Raw genomic sequence first — 16,455 nt, 5'->3', positions numbered from 1 at the left:
CCGGACCGCGGCGGGCGCCAAGGCCGCCTGCCGCCGGGCTCAGCGCACCTCGCCGTAGCGGCCCAGCGCGATGGCGGCGAAGTTGCGGAGGGAGCCGGTGCCGGGGGCGAGATAGCCGGTGTGGCCCTCGGCGCGCTCCGTGGGGACCCGGCGGGCACCGAAAGCGGGGTCGGTGGGGTCCTCGCCGTGCCCCAGGCCCAGGAACTCGACGTTCGGGACGTCGCCGATCCAGTCGGAGGCGTCCCGGGCCGCCCACACCCGCGCCGAAGTGCCCAGCTCCGCCACGCTGTCCCGGCGCATCCCGGGCGACGCGAAGACGATCAGGTCCGCGATGTCGCCGCGGCCCGTCTGCGATACGGCCAGCCCGCACACCACCGAGCCGTAGCTGTGGCACAGCACCGCGGGGGCCGGTACGCCGGTGGCCGCGAGGCCGGTCAGCAGACGGGCCAGCCGCGGCGCCCCGGCCTCGGCCAGCCGTCCGGTGGCGGCGTCCGGACCGAGTCCGACCGGGGTGGTGTATCCGGCCCAGGCGATGACGGCGGTACGGGTGTGGGGCGCGGTGGCGGTCATCTGCCGGCGCAGCGACGTGGCCATGCCGGTCGGCGTGCCGTACGGGTCCCGCGCACGGTCGAAGGAGCCCAGGTCGATGTCCGAGCCGGGCACGACGACGGCGACGCGCTGGGCGGTGGTGATCTCCCCGTGCACTTCGGCCACTTGGCCCCGGCCCCGCGGGTCGAAGGCGAGGATGCGGCGGCCGGGCGCGAGCAGTTCGGCGCAGTGGGCGGCCGCCTTTCTGGCCTGCTGGTGGTCCTGGAGGGTGCCGGCCGGATCGCCGGCCAGCGTGAGCTGATGGTTCCGCTCCGCCTTCAGGGCCCGGGAGTTGGCCTCGTAGCGCAGCGGGACGGGCGCGCCGTCGAGGTTGCCGACGGTGAGCGGGTGCCGGGCCGCGAGCGCATGCCGCTGGGCGCCGGTCAGCGAGGCGAAGAAGCGGGCGACGGAGGCGGGGGACGCGGTCGCCGGGTCCGGCAGCGGCCGGCCCAGGGTGTGATCCGCGCGCCAGGCGGCTGCGCCCGGCGCGGGGCCGGTGACGGCGGTCTGTGCGGAACCGGCCGCCCAGCCGCCCGTTCCGGCGGCGACGGCGACCGCGAGCCCGGCGGCGATGAGCGTGCGCTTGCTGCGGAGCGCGGCGGTTCGCAGCACGGACATGGTGGCGTCTCCCTTTTCCGGTGGTGTGGCAGAGGGAAACGTAGAAAGCGGGCGGGTGACGCGACGTCACACCGCGGAGCCAACTGCCGGGTGATACCGGGGTAGGGGGTATCGGCCGCGCTAGTCCTCAGGAGGGAGGCGCGGGCGCGGCGCGGCGCACGGATGACGGCGGGCCGCGCCGCACCGTCACCGTTCCCCGGGCGTCACCAGCCCCGACTCATAGGCGAAGATCACGGCCTGCGCGCGGTCCCGCAGCTCCATCTTCGCCAGCACGCGGCCGATATGGGTCTTGACGGTCTGCTCGGCGAGCACGAGGGCATCGGCGATCTCCTGGTTGGACAGGCCGCGGGCGATCAGCTCCAGGACCTCCGTCTCGCGCGGGGTCAGGCCGTTCAACCGCAGCGACGCACGGTCCTTGCGCGGCGCCGGCCGGCGGCGCGCGAAGTCGGCGATCAGCCGGCGGGTCACCGAGGGAGCGAGCAGCGCCTCACCCGCCGCCACGATACGGACCGCGGAGATCAGATCGGCCGGCGGCGCGTCCTTCAGCAGAAATCCGGACGCACCCGCGCGCAGCGCCTCGTAGACGTAGTCGTCGACGTCGAAGGTGGTCAGCATCAGCACCTTGGGACGGTGGACGACACCGGTCGGCGGATCGAGCAGCCGACGCGCCGCCTCCAGGCCGTCCATCTCGGGCATCCGCACATCCATCAGCACCACATCGGGATGCACCCGGCGGCTCAGCTCCACCCCCTGCGCCCCGTCCGGCGCATCGCCGACCACATCGATATCGCTCTGCGCCGCGAGCAGCGCGGCGAAGCCCGCCCGCACCATGGCCTGGTCATCGACGATGATCACGCGAGTGGTCATGCGGAGTCGGAATCCTTCGCTGAGAGGGGAGGGGCGGGAGGAGGGGACGCGGGCGAGGCGGCGGCCCCCGTCAGCGGCAGCTGGGCGGCGACCCGGAAGCCGCCGTCGGGCAGCGGCCCGGTGTCCAGTGAGCCGTCCACCAGCCGTACCCGCTCCCGCATGCCGATCAGGCCGTGCCCGGTGCCATGGGGTTCCAGCGGCGCGGACGGCGCCGGCGGCGCGGAGTTGACGACCAGTACGGTCAGCCGCGAGCCGTCCGCCGTGGTCGTCACCGACACCCGCGCCTGCGCCCCCGGGGCATGCCGGACCACGTTGGCCAGCGCCTCCTGCACGATACGGTACGCCGACAGGTCCACCGCAGGCTCCAGCGGCACCGGCTCCTCGGGCAGCACCAGCTCGACCGGCACACCGGCCCGTACGGTCCCCTCGACCAGCTTCGACAGCTGGCCGATGCCGGGCTGCGGGGCCTTTTCCGGGCCGCCGTGGCGCTCGGTCTCCTCGCTGCGCAGCACGCCCAGCAGCCGCCGCATCTCCGCCAGCGACTCCCGAGCGGTCGCGGCGATCGCCCCGAACTCCTCCTGGGCCTCCGTGGGAATCCCGCTGATGCGGTAGGGGGCGCTGTCGGCCTGGACCGTGATCACGGACATGTGGTGGGCGACGACGTCGTGCAGCTCGCGGGCGATACGCGTGCGCTCCTCCAGCAGCGTGCGCCGGGCGCGCTCGGCCTCGCTGATGGTCTCCTGCTCCAGCAACTTCCGCTGGGCGTCGCCCCGTTCCCGCAAGGCGCCGCCGATCAGCAGTATCACGCCGGAGAGCAGGAAGAGCAGCACCCAGGTGTCGGCGCCGTGCCGCGGGGCGATCAGCTCGAGGAGGATCCCGGCCGCTCCGGTCGTCAGCCATACGCCGATGAGGGTGCGACGGCCCTCCCGTAGCGACAGCGCGAGCATCAGCACGAGATAGCCGACGATCACCGTGGGCGGCCAGGGCCAGGCGCGGCCCGGAACGCCGTCGGCTCCGGTGAGGGCCAGGGCGCAGATGATGTCCGCCGCGAAGATCACCCACCAGGCCTGCAGCGGCCGCGTCACCGCGAGCAGCAGCGGCACGGTCTGCACCGTGGCCAGCCCGCCCGCCAGCCCGCCGCTCAGGCCGTAGTCGTGGCCGAGGACGTTGATGCCCGACGGCAGCAGGGAGACGGCGAAGACCACGGCGATGACGTACGGAAGGCGGCGCAGCCAGGGGCTCTGGACCGAGCCGAACAGCGGGGTGCCGGGGTCGGTCGGGGTGCCGAGCTCGACGGCGAGGACGTGCAGCGCCTGCCGCACGGCGCGCATCGTCCGGCCGCGGACCGGCTCGGGCCCCCCGCCGGGTGCCGGTTCGCTTTCTGGGGTGAGAGATCGCTTGAACATCGCACCGTCAATGTAGGCGGACGGCTCCGGCCGGGCGTCATACCACGGTTCGGGCTTGCGGGGCGTACCACGGTATGACGTGCGCGGGCCCGTGGTCGAAGGGCCCGGCCGGTCCCCCGGCCTAGAGCTCCGCCAGCAGCTCGGCCTTCTTCACGCTGAACTCGTCGTCCGTCAGCAGCCCCGCGTCGTGCAGCGCGCCGAGATGCCGTATCCGCTCCGCGATGTCGGCCGGGTCCCGGCGGGCGTCCCCGGCCCGGCGCACCGGCTCGCGTTCCGGCGTGTCCGGCGCCTGCTCCGCGGCCCGAACGGCCTGCAGCACCGCGGCCGCGAACGGCAGCGACTCATGGACCAGGCCGTAGCCCAGCCCGAAGACGACCGCCGCCGGATCCTGGTCGGCGGCGCCGGTCCCCGTCTCGCGCGCCCCGCGCTCCAGCAGCCGCAGATGACCGTTGAAGATCTCCGGCGAACGCCACTCGACGCCGGCCAGTTCGCCGACCGTGAAGCTCTGGTCACCGCGCTTCCACTTGGCCGACGACGCACCCGTCCAGAACCAGCGGAAGGCGACCGAGCTGCCGTCGAAGGACGCCTTGCCGTCATACGCCTTGAAGTGCAGCGGAGGCTCCGGCGCGGCCACGAGATGGTGCTCGGCGGGCTCCTTGGCGTCCGGCCGCAGCGCACTGCGCAGCTCGTCCGCGTAGTACTCGGCGAGCGTCTCGCGCTCGGCCGGCAGCACCAGCCGGTAGGGGTCGGCGTCCTCCTTGAGCTGTCCGTCCGCCGCCTCCATCAGGGGGTCGGCGCCGTGCCGTGGCACGGCATGCAGCACCACCGCGCCGCGTCTGCCCTCGGTCAGCTCGACGGACCTCAACGCCTCGTACGGAATGCGTCGCTCGCCGAGCGCCTGGAACAGCTTCGGCCTGCGGATCCCCCGTTCGAAGCGGATGAGTACGGAGTCCGTGTCGAACTCCCAGACGGCGTGAAAACCGGCCAGCACATCACCCATGCGGCTCATCGTATGCGGGCGGTTGCCCGCCCGTCCCCCTTCCGGACACCTTGCGCTACGCGCGTCACGACCTGCCGCACACCGGAACTGCGGCGTCCGGCCCCTCAGGCCAGGTCGGCGCTGCAGCGCGGGTCGTCGGACGCGCAGTCCACCGAGGTGAGCGCGCCGACCCCGACGAGTGCGAAGTTGCGCAGGCTCTGGGTCCCGGGCGTGAAGTAGCCCGTGTGCCCCTGGGCGCCCCGCGCGGACAGGACCCGGGACCCGAAGGACGGATCGACCGGGTCGGCGCCGTGGCCGATCCCGCCGACCTCCATATAGGGCACGTCCTGGATCCAGTCGTCGGCGTCCCGCATCGCCCAGACCCGGGCGTGGGTGCCCAGTCCGGACAGGTTCCCGGCTCGCATCCCGGGGCTGCCCGCCACCGCGATGTCCTCGACGTTGGACGGCAGCTGCCGGGCGGCGACGCCGCACACCACGGACCCGTAGCTGTGGCAGAACAGCGAGACGGAGTCGGTCGAGGGCAGCGATTCGGTGAGCTCGCGCAGCCGGACGGCGCCGGCCTCGGCGAGCTGCCCGGTGGCCGCTTCCACGCCCAGTCCGGCGGGCGAGGTGTAGTCGGCCCAGGCGATCACCGCCGTACGGGCGTCCGGGCGGGCCGTGCGCTCGGCCTTGTACAGGGACTTCGCCATGCCGACGGGCGCGGTGAGCGCCTTGGCGGTGCGCTCGAACGTCGACAGGTTGGTGTCCACACCGGGCACCACGACGGAGACCCGGCGGGCCGTCGTGAGATTGCCGAAGACCTCCGCCGCCCGCCCGTCGCCGGCCGGGTCGAACGCCAGGATCTGCCGGTCGCGGCTCATCATCGACTCGAGGCGGTGCATCAGCCTGCCCGCCGTCTGGCGGCCGACCGGCGTGAGCCGGCGGTCGCTCATGCGTTTCTTCTCGATGGCGCGGGCCTGGTCGATCGCCGTCCGGTTGGCGCGGTAGCGCAGCTGCACCGGCGCGCCGCCCATATTGCCGACGACCAGGGGGTACCGGGACGCGAGGCGCCGCTGCTCGGCGCGGTCGAGCGTGGCGAAGAAGGCCCGGAGGGTGGCCGGCGCGGCCTTGGGGTCCGGCAGCGGCCGCCCGTGGAAGGTGGCGTGCTGCCAGGCCGATCTGGCCGTGGCCAGCGGGTTGGCGTCCTCCTTGGTGCCTCTGATGGCCGTCCAGCCGGTCAGGGCAAGCATCACGAACACCACCACCAGGGCGAACGCGGCGCGCCATGCGGTGGACTGCAGGAAACCGAAGGAGGGGCTGAGGCCCGGGAAGGAATTCACCGCGAGCCACCCTAGGAGACGGGAGAGCGTACCCACGGCGGCCGTGAGCCAAATCACGTTTCGCGGCGGGTATTTCGACCGAAGTGGACGGCGGATGGCGCATCCCGGTGCTCAGCCGGGCAGACCTGGGCATATGGGGCCGCGGGGCGGTCCCACCAGGGTGTTCGCCTGGCACCGGCGCGTGAGGAAGCTCACCGGGTGCCGCGCCGGTTTCCCGCCGGCTTCGGCGCCTCGTACATCAGTGCCGTCACGGGATCGGCCGGTCGCCGTGCGTCACCGGGTCCGCCAGTTGTCGTCGATGGCCGGCCCGATGTGATCCAGGTAGGACTGCGTCAGCTCGCGGATGGACGCCACGCTGCAGTCCTGCCCCTCGCCCCAGATCTTCCCGGCCACCCGCATCACGCCGCAGAACGCCGCGACCACCACTCTGGGCCGCGGGTCGGCGTCCGCGTCCAGCCCCTCACGTGCGGCGATGAGTCGCGCTATCTGCTCCTCCAGGTCGGAGGAGCGTCGCAGATGCGCGGCGATCAGCGCGGGCGTCGATTCGATCATCCGGTACGAGCGCATGTGCAGCTCCACCGGCACCACCGACTCGATCGCGCTGCCGATCTCGTCCCAGGCGACCATGACCGCCCTGCGCAGCGCCGTCAACGGCGCCTCGGTGGCGGGCCGTTCCCGCAGCTCTTCGAGGAAGCGGGCCTCCACCATCTCCTGGACGGCGAAGACGACATCTTCCTTGTTGGCGAAGTACCGGAAGTACGTGCGCTGGGAGACGTTCACCGCCTCCGCGATCTCGTCGATCGTCGTTTCCTCGTACCCCTGCTCCGTGAACAGCTCCAGCGCCGCACGGATCAGGGCGTCGCGGGTGCGCTGCTTCTTGCGTTCGCGCAGCCCACCCGGGGGTGTCGCCTGCGGCGTCGGGGTCGCCATCCTGCGCCGCCTCTCCCTGTTGTTCTCGCTGATCAGGATACCTGTGAGCAAAATGACAGTTACCGACTGATGAATTGCTTTGTCAACTGTCAGTCGCTGACATTAGCCTCGTTGTATGAGTTCTCAGACCCCGGTTGCCGAAGCCGCACCGGAACTTCCCGTACCGGAGCCCCCGAAGGGGCTGCGTGGCCATCCGTGGCTGACCCTCTTCTCCGTGGCCATCGGCGTCATGATGGTCGCCCTGGACGGCACCATCGTCGCCATCGCCAACCCCGCCATCAAGGACGACCTGGGCGCGTCGCTCGCCGACGTCCAGTGGATAACCAACGGCTACATGCTCGCCCTGGCCGTCTCGTTGATCACGGCGGGCAAGCTCGGCGACCGCTTCGGCCACCGCCAGACCTTCCTCATCGGCATCATCGGCTTCGCCGCCGCCTCCGGTGCCATCGGGTTCTCCAGCGAGGTCGCGCTGGTCATCGTCTTCCGCGTGCTGCAGGGCCTCTTCGGCGCACTGCTGATGCCCGCCGCGCTCGGCCTGCTGCGCGCCACCTTCCCGGCCGAGAAGCTCAACATGGCCATCGGTATCTGGGGCATGGTCATCGGCGCTTCCACGGCCGGCGGTCCCATCGTCGGCGGTCTGCTGGTCGAGCACGTCAACTGGCAGTCGGTGTTCTTCATCAACGTCCCCGTGGGCGTCCTGGCCCTGGTCCTCGGCCTGGTGATCCTCAAGGACCACCGCGCGCAGAACGCCCCGCGCTCCTTCGACATCCCGGGCATCGCACTGCTCTCCGGCGCGATGTTCTGCCTCATCTGGCCGCTGATCAAGGCCTCGGAATGGGGCTGGGGCGACATGAAGACCGTGGGCTTCCTGATCGGCTCGGTCGTCCTCTTCGCGCTCTTCGCCGTTCTGGAGACCAAGGTCCGCGAGCCGCTCATCCCGCTGCGGATGTTCCGCTCGGTGCCGCTGACCGCCGGCACGGTCCTGATGGTCCTGATGGCCTTCGCCTTCATGGGCGGCCTCTTCTTCGTGACGTTCTACCTCCAGAACGTGCACGGCATGACCCCCGTCGACAGCGGACTGCACCTCCTGCCGCTCACCGGCATGATGATCGTCGGATCGCCGCTGGCCGGCACCCTGATCACCAAGTTCGGACCGCGCATCCCGCTGGTGGGCGGCATGGTCCTGACCGCCGTGGCCATGTACGGCATGTCCGGCCTGGACACCACCACCGGCACCGGCCCGATGTCCGTGTGGTTCGCCCTGCTGGGCCTGGGCCTGGCGCCCGTCATGGTCGGCGCCACCGAGGTCATCGTCGGCAACGCTCCCCTGGAACTCTCCGGCGTCGCCGGCGGTCTCCAGCAGGCCGCGATGCAGGTCGGCGGCAGCCTCGGTACGGCCGTGCTCGGCGCGGTGATGGCCTCCCGCGTCGACAGCGACCTCCCGGGCAACTGGCAGTCGGCCGGCCTCCCGCCGGTCCCGCCCGCGCAGTCCTCCCAGCTGTCCGACGCCGTCTCGGCGGGCCTCGCGCCGGTGCCGAAGCACACCCCGCCGGAGATCGCCCAGAAGATCACGTCCGTCGCCCACGACACCTTCGTCTCCGGCATGGGCCTGGCCTTCACGGTCGCCTGCGGTGTGGCGGTCGTCGCGGCGGTCGTCGCCATCTTCACCAAGCGCGGCGCGAACGCCGAGGCGGGCGCGGGCGTCGGCCACATCTGACCCCGCGGATCCGCGGACAGCCCCCGGCCGACTCGTCACGAGCGGCATCCGGCGCGCGGCGGGTCGAGGTACTTCCTCGGCCCGCCGCGCGCCGCTGTGCGTACGGGCGGCCACGCGCGTCAACCGAGCCCCGCGGACCGCTGCGGGGACCCGGCCGCCACATTCCAAGGGACGCCCGACCCGCGTCCCCACCGCCGCATCACTCATCCGGATGAGGCGATCCGGGGAACCCGCCCCCGCACCGGGTAGGCGCCCGGCACGCCGCGCCTCGCGCTCTCCCCTCCGGCCCCGGGGAGGAACGGTTCTGCCGCCCCTCCCGCCACCGGGCCATCGTCAACACCGCGGCCACGGAACGCCTTTCCGCGCCGTCCGGCTGTCCACATCCCTGATCCGGATGGACTCACCGCCACGGCCTTGGCAACCGCGCCGCGCCCTCGCAAAGCTCGATGCAGAACCCGCCGCGGGCAATGCGGCCCGCTGCGGGCGGTCATCGCCGTACGGCGTTACTTCACGGGGGGATTCCCATGCTGCGTCCGCGTACGTCCCGCACCACCGCGCTCCTCACCGGCCTCGCCGCGCTCACCGCGGCGCTCGCCGTCCCGTCCGCCCTCGGAATCCCGGCCGCGCACGCGGCCGCCGGTGGCCGCACCGCCCCCGCCTCCGGAGACTGCGCCGCGGGCCAGCTGTGCGTCTGGCCGACGGTGGATTTCGGCGGCGAGCGGCGCACCTACGAGCTCTCCGACACCGACATCGAAAGCTGCGTCCCGCTGCCCGAGGGGAGCAGCGCCGCCTCGCTCGCCAACCGCACCGGCCGGCCGGTCACGACGTACCAGAGCGCGGAATGCGCCGAGACCGCCGAGTTCGACACCTACCCGGGCGGCGGCAGCTGGGTGCCCCGCTCCCCGTACCAGGTACGGGCGTTCAAGGTCTGGGAGCGGTGAGGCCGGATGTGCGACGCCCCCGACAGCGGGGCGCTGTCGGGGGCGTCGCACATCCTGCGCGATCAGGCCGGGCGTCAGGCGTCGCCGCCGGCCTCGCCCGCCTCGGCGGCCGTGACGTCCAGGAGCTGGTAGCGGTCGATCGCCTGCTTCAGCAGCGACCGGTCGACCTTGCCCTCCTTGGCGAGCTCGGTGAGCACGGCGAGGACGATCGACTGCGCGTCGATGTGGAAGAAGCGACGGGCCGCGCCACGGGTGTCCGCGAAGCCGAAGCCGTCGGCGCCCAGCGACTGGTACGTGCCCGGGACCCAGCGCGCGATCTGGTCGGGGACGGACCGCATCCAGTCCGAGACCGCCACCTTCGGGCCCTCGGCACCCTGGAGCTTCTGCGTCACGTACGGGACGCTCTGCTCCTCCTCCGGGTGCAGCAGGTTGTGCTCCTCGACCGCGACGGCCTCACGGCGCAGCTCGTTCCAGGAGGTCGCCGACCAGATGTCCGCCTTGACGTTCCACTCGTCCGCCAGGATCCGCTGGGCCTCGATCGCCCACGGCACCGCGACACCGGAGGCGAGGATCTGGGCCGCGTGCTCGCCCTTGTCGCCCGGCGCGACGCGGTGCAGACCCTTCAGGATGCCGTCGACGTCGACGTCGGCCGGCTCCGCCGGGTGCTGGATCGGCTCGTTGTAGACGGTCAGGTAGTAGAAGATGTCCTCGGAGTTCTCCCCGTACATCCTCCGCAGACCGTCCTTGACGATGTGCGCGATCTCGTACCCGTAGGCCGGGTCGTAGGCGACACAGGCCGGGTTGGTCGAGGCCAGCAGCTGGGAGTGGCCGTCGGCGTGCTGGAGACCCTCACCGGTCAGCGTCGTCCGGCCGGCGGTCGCGCCGAGCACGAAGCCGCGGGCGAGCTGGTCGGCCATCTGCCAGAACTGGTCACCGGTGCGCTGGAAGCCGAACATCGAGTAGAAGACGTAGACCGGGATCAGCGGCTCGCCGTGCGTGGCATAGGCGGAGCCCGCCGCGATCAGCGAGGCGGTGCAGCCCGCCTCGGTGATGCCGTCGTGCAGCATCTGGCCGGTCGGCGACTCCTTGTAGGCCAGGAGCAGTTCGCGGTCCACGGACTCGTACTGCTGGCCCAGCGGGTTGTAGATCTTGGCCGACGGGAAGAACGCGTCCATACCGAAGGTGCGGTACTCGTCGGGCGCGATCGGCACGAAGCGCTTGCCGATCTCCTTGTCCCGCATGAGGTCCTTCAGGACGCGGACGAACGCCATGGTCGTGGCGATCTTCTGCTGTCCCGAGCCCTTCTTGGCCGTCGCGTACGCCTTGTCGTCCGGCAGCTGCAGCGGCTTGGCGCGCACGACACGGGTCGGTACGTAGCCGCCCAGCGCGTTGCGGCGGTCGTGCATGTACTGGATCTCTTCGGACTTCGGGCCCGGGTGGTAGTACGGCGGCACGCCGTCCTCCAGGTCCTTGTCCGGGATCGGCAGGTGCAGCCGGTCGCGGAAGCCCTTGAGGTCCTCGACGGTCAGCTTCTTCATCTGGTGGGTCGCGTTGCGGCCCTCGAAGTTCGGACCGAGCGTCCAGCCCTTGACGGTCTGCGCGAGGATCACCGTCGGCTGGCCCTTGTGGGCCTTGGCCGCCGCATACGCCGCGTAGATCTTCTTGTGGTCGTGACCGCCGCGGCCCAGGTGCAGGATCTGGTCGTCGGTCATGTTCTCGACCATCGCCCGCAGCCGGTGGTCGTCACCGAAGAAGTGCTGGCGGATGTAGGCGCCGGTCTCGGTGGCGTACGTCTGGAACTGGCCGTCGGGGGTGGTGTTGAGCTTGTTGACCAGGATGCCGTCGCGGTCCTGCGCGAGCAGCGGGTCCCAGCTGCGGTCCCACACGAGCTTGATGACGTTCCAGCCGGCCCCGCGGAACTGCGACTCCAGCTCCTGCATGATCTTGCCGTTGCCGCGGACCGGGCCGTCCAGGCGCTGCAGGTTGCAGTTGACGACGAAGGTCAGGTTGTCCAGGCCCTCGCGGGCGGCGATGGACAGCTGGCCGAGCGACTCGGGCTCGTCCATCTCGCCGTCGCCGAGGTAGGCCCAGACGTGCGACCTGGAGGTGTCGGCGATGCCGCGCGCCTCCATGTAGCGGTTCATCCGCGCCTGGTAGATCGCGCCGAGGGGGCCCAGGCCCATCGAGACGGTCGGGAACTCCCAGAAGTCCGGCATCAGCCGCGGGTGCGGGTAGCTGGAGAGACCGTTGGGGGCCTTGGACTTCTCCTGGCGGAAGGCGTCGAGCTGCGCCTCACCCAGTCGGTCCAGGAGATAGGCGCGGGCGTAGACACCGGGCGAGGCGTGGCCCTGGAAGAAGATCTGGTCGCCGCCGTCGCCCTCGTCCTTGCCCCGGAAGAAGTGGTTGAAGCCCACGTCGTAGAGGGAGGCGGAGGAGGCGAAGGTGGCGATGTGGCCGCCGACGCCGATCCCGGGACGCTGGGCGCGCGAGACCATGACCGCCGCGTTCCACCGGGTCGCGTTCAGGACCTTGCGCTCGATCTCCTCGTTGCCCGGGAAGAACGGCTCGTCCTTGGTCGCGATGGTGTTGACGTAGTCCGTGCTGCGCATCTCGGGCACGGCCACGCGCCGCTCGCGGGCCCGCTCGATCAGCCGGAGCATGAGGTAGCGGGCACGTTCCCGGCCTCGCTCATCGACGGCTGCGTCGAGCGAGTCGAGCCATTCCTGGGTCTCTTCTGGATCGAAGTCCGGGACCTGGCTGGGAAGGCCGCCAATGATGATCGGGTTTCGATCGGATCCGGAAGCCACGCTGTTCCTTCGGTGTTCGGTTCGTATCGTGCTCTGCACACTATTGATGCTGCGCACGCGGACGAATGCTGTCTCTGCCTTGTGTCGCGCCGTCTTCCATCGTGTACCGAGTCACTGGGATACGTCATCTCTACTGTCGGGTAACCACCCGCTGAGAGATGGGCGCTGAAAGGACCGATTCTCAGGTCGGCCAAATCGCAACCATACGCCCATGCCGAAAGTCCTTCGCGTACGACCGTGCGCCTCCCGAATCCGCATCCGGCGCACACCCGGCGCCCCCCGAAGGGACCAGCCGCGCGCGATTACCCGATAAAGCCGGGAAAACGCTGTGGTGTGAATCACTTCAGGCTGTCCCAATGGGGTCGTGGTTGCGGTGAGACGCGTCCAATCGTCACCGTTTCGGCGGTCTCGGCCGCCGGGTACTTGCGCGATCCGCCCGGCCCGTGTGGACTACGCCCAAAGCTCCGCGCACGCGCGGGGTCCCAAACTTTCCGAAAGATGACAGGAGGCAATCCGTGAGCGCGACCGCGGACCACGCGGAGGAGCGGACCAACCCTGCCGCCAGGCTGGGGTTCGAGCCCGGACAGGTGGTCCAGGAGATCGGCTACGACGACGACGTCGAGCAGGAGCTCCGAGAAGGCATTGAGTCCGTGATTGGCCAGGACCTCGTTGACGAGGACTACGACGACGTCGCAGACGTCGTGCTGCTGTGGTTCCGTGAAGACGACGGCGACCTCACGGACGCGCTGGTGGACGCCATCGGGCTGATCGACGAGGGCGCGCCGGTCTGGCTGCTGACCCCCAAGACCGGGCGCGATGGCTACGTCGAACCCAGCGATATCAATGAGGCCGCGCAGACCGCGGGTCTGTCCCAGACCAAGAGCATCAACGCGGGCAAGGACTGGACCGGCAGCCGGCTGGTCACGCCCAAGGCGGCCAAGTCCGGCAAGCGCTGATCCACACAGCACCCGGGCACAGTGTGCCGAGCCCTCTCCGGGTCGTTCCGGAGGGGGCTCGGCGCTGTTCAGGAGCGGTTTTCGGGGCGTTCGGCGCGGCGCGTAGGGTTGGTCGCGTCCAGTTGTGCGTGAGCGGAAGGGAAGCAACCCCATGGCGATCGAGGTCGGCACGAAGGCTCCGGATTTCGAGCTGAAGAACCAGCACGGCGAGCTCGTCAAGCTCTCCGACTTCCGCGGCGAGAAGGCCGTCGTCCTCCTCTTCTACCCCTTCGCCTTCACCGGTGTGTGCACCGGTGAGCTCTGCGCGCTCCGCGACGAGCTGCCGAAGTTCGCCAACGACGACGTCCAGCTGCTGGCCGTCTCCAACGACTCCCCGTTCTCGCTGCGCGTCTTCGCCGAGCAGGAGGGCCTGGAGTACCCGCTGCTGTCGGACTTCTGGCCGCACGGCGAGGCCTCGCGGGCGTACGGCGTCTTCGACGAGGAGAAGGGTTGCGCGGTGCGCGGCACCTTCGTCATCGACAAGGAGGGCGTGGTGCGCTGGACCGTCGTCAACGGTCTGCCCGACGCCCGCGACCTGAACGACTACATCAAGGCTCTCGACGCCCTCTGAGCTGCGCGTCCGGGGCGCCTGCGGCGCCCGCCGGACCGGCATCCGTGTGCATCCGAGTGCGAGACCTGTAATCGGTGGGAACCGGTCACTAGGATCAATTCGTTGATCTGATGCCATGCACGATGGGGGCGCAAAACACTTTACGTACCCCTCGAATCTATGGGAGGACTCGTGGGAGTCAGCCTCAGCAAGGGCGGCAACGTCTCGCTGACGAAGGAAGCCCCCAATCTGACCGCCGTCCTCGTCGGTCTGGGCTGGGACGCGCGTACCACCACCGGTACGGACTTCGACCTGGACGCCAGTGCCCTGCTGACGAACGACCAGGGCAAGGTCGGCAACGACCAGAACTTCGTGTTCTTCAACAATCTGAAGAGCCCCGACGGTTCGGTCGAACACACCGGTGACAACACCACCGGTGAGGGCGAGGGCGACGACGAGGCGATCAAGGTGAACCTCGCCGGGGTGCCGGCCGATGTCCACAAGATCGTGTTCCCGGTGTCGATCTACGACGCCGAGACCCGTCAGCAGAGCTTCGGCCAGGTCCGCAACGCCTACATCCGCGTCGTCAACCAGGCCGACGGCAATGAGCTGGCGCGCTACGACCTGAGCGAGGACGCCTCGACCGAGACCGCGATGGTCTTCGGCGAGCTCTACCGCAACGGCGCCGAGTGGAAGTTCCGGGCCATCGGCCAGGGCTACGCCTCGGGGCTGCGCGGCATCGCGCAGGACTTCGGCGTCAACGTCTGAGCGAGCACATTCACCGCGTCCGGCGCCGTACACCCCACCCGGGGAGTGCGGCGCCGAGTGCGCGGGAAGGGAACGCGGGCCGGGCGTGAGCGCGGCCCGCACCGACACCGGGGAGGAAGCGAACATCATGGGCGTCACGCTCGCCAAGGGGGGCAACGTCTCCCTGTCCAAGGCCGCGCCGAATCTTTCGCAGATCATGGTCGGCCTCGGCTGGGACGCGCGCTCCACCACAGGAGCGCCGTTCGACCTCGACGCCAGCGCGCTGCTGTGCCAGTCGGGCCGGGTGCTGGGGGACGAGTACTTCGTCTTCTACAACAACCTCAAGAGCCCCGAGGGCTCCGTCGAGCACACCGGTGACAACCTCACCGGCGAGGGGGAGGGCGACGACGAGTCGATCCTCGTGGACCTCGGCGGGGTGCCCGAACAGGTCGACAAGATCATCTTTCCGGTCTCGATTCACGAGGCCGAACTCCGCGGCCAGAGCTTCGGCCAGGTGAGCAATGCCTTTATCCGCGTCGTCAATCAGGCCGACGGCAGCGAACTCGCCCGGTACGACCTCAGCGAGGACGCCGCCGGCGAGACCGCGATGATCTTCGGTGAGGTATATCGCTACAACGGCGAATGGAAGTTCAGGGCCGTGGGGCAGGGGTACGCGTCAGGCCTGCGAGGCATCGCTCTAGACTTCGGGGTCAACGTTTCGTAAAGCGCCGCGCGCTGCGCGCGGGGGACCCCATACAGCGAGGGATTGGGTAGGCAGTGCTCCTGAAAACCTTCGGCTGGTCGTTCGCCATCACGGTGCTCGGCCTTGCCTTGGCGGGCGTTCTCTGGGGGTGGCAGGGGCTCGCGATCGTCGGGATCCTGTCCATCCTGGAGATCTCGCTCTCGTTCGACAACGCCGTGATCAACGCCGGCATCCTGCGGAAGATGAACGCCTTCTGGCAGAAGATCTTCCTGACCTTCGGCATCCTCATCGCGGTGTTCGGCATGCGGCTGGTCTTCCCGGTCGTCATCGTCGCGATCACCGCCAAACTGGGGCCGATCGAGGCTGTCAAACTCGCCATCAGCGACAAGCAGCATTACCAGGAACTGGTCACCAGCGCCCATCCGGCCATCGCGGCCTTCGGCGGGATCTTCCTGCTGATGATCTTTCTCGACTTCATTTTCGAGGAACGCGACTACAAGTGGCTGTCGTGGATCGAAAAGCCCATGGCCAAGATGGGCAAGCTCGACATGCTGTCCGTCATCATCGCGCTGGTCGTCCTGCTGGTGACCGCGATGACGGTGGCCACCAATGTCGCGCACGGCGCCGGTGACAAGAGCGCCACGGTGCTGCTGTCGGGCGTGGCCGGCCTCATCACCTACCTCGTCGTCGGCGGAATCTCCGGCTACTTCGAGGACAAGCTGGAGGACGAGGACGAGGCGGAGGACGACGAGCCCGCCGCGCAGCCCGAGAAGAAGGCCGGCACGGGCGCGGCCGTGGGCCTGGCCGGCAAGGCCGCGTTCTTCATGTTCCTCTACCTGGAGGTCATCGACGCGTCCTTCTCCTTCGACGGCGTCATCGGCGCCTTCGCCATCACCAACGACATCTTCATGATGGCGCTGGGTCTGGGCATCGGCGCGATGTACATCCGTTCGCTGACGGTCTTCCTCGTCCGCAAGGGGACCCTGGACGACTACGTCTACCTCGAGCACGGCGCGCACTACGCGATCGGCGCGCTGGCCATCATCCTGCTCCTCACGATCAAGTACGAGATCCCCGAGGTCGTCACCGGCCTGGTGGGCATCACGCTGATCGGCCTCTCCTTCGCTTCGTCGGTGATCCGGAACCGGCGCGAGGGCAAACCGGGGGACGAAGAGGGGGCCAAGTCGGAAGTTGCGTCCGGAGTGTGACGCAGCTCTGATTGAGGAACGCTCTCTGCGGGGCGGCCATGGGGTGTGGACCTCGGGGC

Annotated in this window: 13 protein-coding genes and 1 pseudogene; 7 read left to right on the top strand and 7 right to left on the bottom strand. The window is 70.0% G+C overall.

All coding sequences use genetic code 11. The features are described 5' to 3' along the window. Positions 1 to 39: 39 nt before the first annotated feature. The 6 genes and pseudogenes from ACIGWZ_RS05420 to ACIGWZ_RS05395 form a co-directional block, all read right to left on the bottom strand. On the bottom strand, positions 40 to 1,206 hold the full coding sequence (locus tag ACIGWZ_RS05420) for an alpha/beta hydrolase (protein WP_400061080.1): 1,167 nt from the start codon (positions 1,204 to 1,206) through the stop codon (positions 40 to 42). Positions 1,207 to 1,392: 186 nt separating this feature from the next. Continuing rightward, on the bottom strand, positions 1,393 to 2,073 hold the full coding sequence (locus ACIGWZ_RS05415) for a response regulator (protein WP_400061995.1): 681 nt from the start codon (positions 2,071 to 2,073) through the stop codon (positions 1,393 to 1,395). Positions 2,074 to 2,201: 128 nt separating this feature from the next. Further along, a pseudogene (locus ACIGWZ_RS05410) lies at positions 2,202 to 3,020 on the bottom strand (sensor histidine kinase); the annotation flags it as partial. 580 nt (positions 3,021 to 3,600) lie between these two features. After that, positions 3,601 to 4,479 carry a DUF4429 domain-containing protein gene (locus ACIGWZ_RS05405; protein WP_400061078.1) on the bottom strand — a complete coding sequence of 293 codons (879 nt, stop codon included), beginning with the start codon at positions 4,477 to 4,479 and terminating at the stop codon, positions 3,601 to 3,603. A 104-nt stretch (positions 4,480 to 4,583) separates the two neighbouring features. Further along, positions 4,584 to 5,798, bottom strand: coding sequence for an alpha/beta hydrolase (locus tag ACIGWZ_RS05400; RefSeq protein ID WP_400061076.1), 1,215 nt, complete (start codon positions 5,796 to 5,798; stop codon positions 4,584 to 4,586). A gap of 273 nt (positions 5,799 to 6,071) precedes the next feature. Beyond that, on the bottom strand, positions 6,072 to 6,728 hold the full coding sequence (locus ACIGWZ_RS05395) for a TetR/AcrR family transcriptional regulator (RefSeq protein ID WP_400061074.1): 657 nt from the start codon (positions 6,726 to 6,728) through the stop codon (positions 6,072 to 6,074). Positions 6,729 to 6,843: 115 nt separating this feature from the next. Here ACIGWZ_RS05395 and ACIGWZ_RS05390 point away from each other — a divergent pair, with 115 nt between their 5' ends. Further along, the gene (locus tag ACIGWZ_RS05390) at positions 6,844 to 8,445 is read left to right on the top strand and encodes an MFS transporter (RefSeq protein ID WP_400061073.1); all 1,602 of its coding nucleotides are present in this window, start codon (positions 6,844 to 6,846) and stop codon (positions 8,443 to 8,445) included. A gap of 524 nt (positions 8,446 to 8,969) precedes the next feature. Continuing rightward, positions 8,970 to 9,386, top strand: a complete 417-nt coding sequence (locus ACIGWZ_RS05385; protein WP_400061071.1) for a peptidase inhibitor family I36 protein — start codon at positions 8,970 to 8,972, stop codon at positions 9,384 to 9,386. A 74-nt stretch (positions 9,387 to 9,460) separates the two neighbouring features. On the opposite strand, the gene aceE is transcribed toward ACIGWZ_RS05385, so the two are convergent. After that, entirely contained in the window at positions 9,461 to 12,193 is a 2,733-nt protein-coding gene (gene aceE / locus ACIGWZ_RS05380) for a pyruvate dehydrogenase (acetyl-transferring), homodimeric type (RefSeq protein ID WP_400061069.1), read from the bottom strand. A 515-nt stretch (positions 12,194 to 12,708) separates the two neighbouring features. Here aceE and ACIGWZ_RS05375 point away from each other — a divergent pair. The 5 genes from ACIGWZ_RS05375 to ACIGWZ_RS05355 all read left to right on the top strand — a co-directional run bounded on the left by ACIGWZ_RS05375 (position 12,709) and on the right by ACIGWZ_RS05355 (position 16,396). Beyond that, positions 12,709 to 13,149 (top strand): DUF3052 domain-containing protein, encoded by a 441-nt coding sequence (locus ACIGWZ_RS05375; RefSeq protein WP_400061067.1) that lies wholly within the window; start codon positions 12,709 to 12,711, stop codon positions 13,147 to 13,149. 151 nt (positions 13,150 to 13,300) lie between these two features. Next, positions 13,301 to 13,759, top strand: coding sequence for a peroxiredoxin (locus tag ACIGWZ_RS05370; RefSeq protein WP_400061065.1), 459 nt, complete (start codon positions 13,301 to 13,303; stop codon positions 13,757 to 13,759). A 171-nt stretch (positions 13,760 to 13,930) separates the two neighbouring features. Then, positions 13,931 to 14,506 (top strand): TerD family protein, encoded by a 576-nt coding sequence (locus tag ACIGWZ_RS05365; protein ID WP_030068391.1) that lies wholly within the window; start codon positions 13,931 to 13,933, stop codon positions 14,504 to 14,506. A 127-nt stretch (positions 14,507 to 14,633) separates the two neighbouring features. Beyond that, positions 14,634 to 15,209, top strand: a complete 576-nt coding sequence (locus ACIGWZ_RS05360) for a TerD family protein (RefSeq protein WP_400061994.1) — start codon at positions 14,634 to 14,636, stop codon at positions 15,207 to 15,209. Positions 15,210 to 15,262: 53 nt separating this feature from the next. Next, the gene (locus ACIGWZ_RS05355; protein ID WP_400061063.1) at positions 15,263 to 16,396 is read left to right on the top strand and encodes a DUF475 domain-containing protein; all 1,134 of its coding nucleotides are present in this window, start codon (positions 15,263 to 15,265) and stop codon (positions 16,394 to 16,396) included. Positions 16,397 to 16,455 lie beyond the last annotated feature (59 nt).

The sequence above is a fragment of the Streptomyces sp. NPDC053427 genome, from assembly GCF_044544985.1.
Taxonomy (GTDB): Bacteria; Actinomycetota; Actinomycetes; order Streptomycetales; family Streptomycetaceae; genus Streptomyces.
This window is presented reverse-complemented; position numbering and strand designations above follow the sequence as displayed.

Excerpts from the sequence above, each read along its gene's own strand:
- ACIGWZ_RS05370 (WP_400061065.1), top strand. The coding sequence starts at position 13,301 with ATGGCGATCGAGGTCGGCACGAAGGCTCCGGATTTCGAGCTGAAGAAC.
- ACIGWZ_RS05405 (WP_400061078.1), bottom strand. The coding sequence starts at position 4,479 with ATGGGTGATGTGCTGGCCGGTTTTCACGCCGTCTGGGAGTTCGACACG.
- ACIGWZ_RS05395 (WP_400061074.1), bottom strand. The coding sequence starts at position 6,728 with ATGGCGACCCCGACGCCGCAGGCGACACCCCCGGGTGGGCTGCGCGAA.
- ACIGWZ_RS05390 (WP_400061073.1), top strand. The coding sequence starts at position 6,844 with ATGAGTTCTCAGACCCCGGTTGCCGAAGCCGCACCGGAACTTCCCGTA.
- ACIGWZ_RS05385 (WP_400061071.1), top strand. The coding sequence starts at position 8,970 with ATGCTGCGTCCGCGTACGTCCCGCACCACCGCGCTCCTCACCGGCCTC.
- ACIGWZ_RS05420 (WP_400061080.1), bottom strand. The coding sequence starts at position 1,206 with ATGTCCGTGCTGCGAACCGCCGCGCTCCGCAGCAAGCGCACGCTCATC.
- ACIGWZ_RS05360 (WP_400061994.1), top strand. The coding sequence starts at position 14,634 with ATGGGCGTCACGCTCGCCAAGGGGGGCAACGTCTCCCTGTCCAAGGCC.
- ACIGWZ_RS05415 (WP_400061995.1), bottom strand. The coding sequence starts at position 2,073 with ATGACCACTCGCGTGATCATCGTCGATGACCAGGCCATGGTGCGGGCG.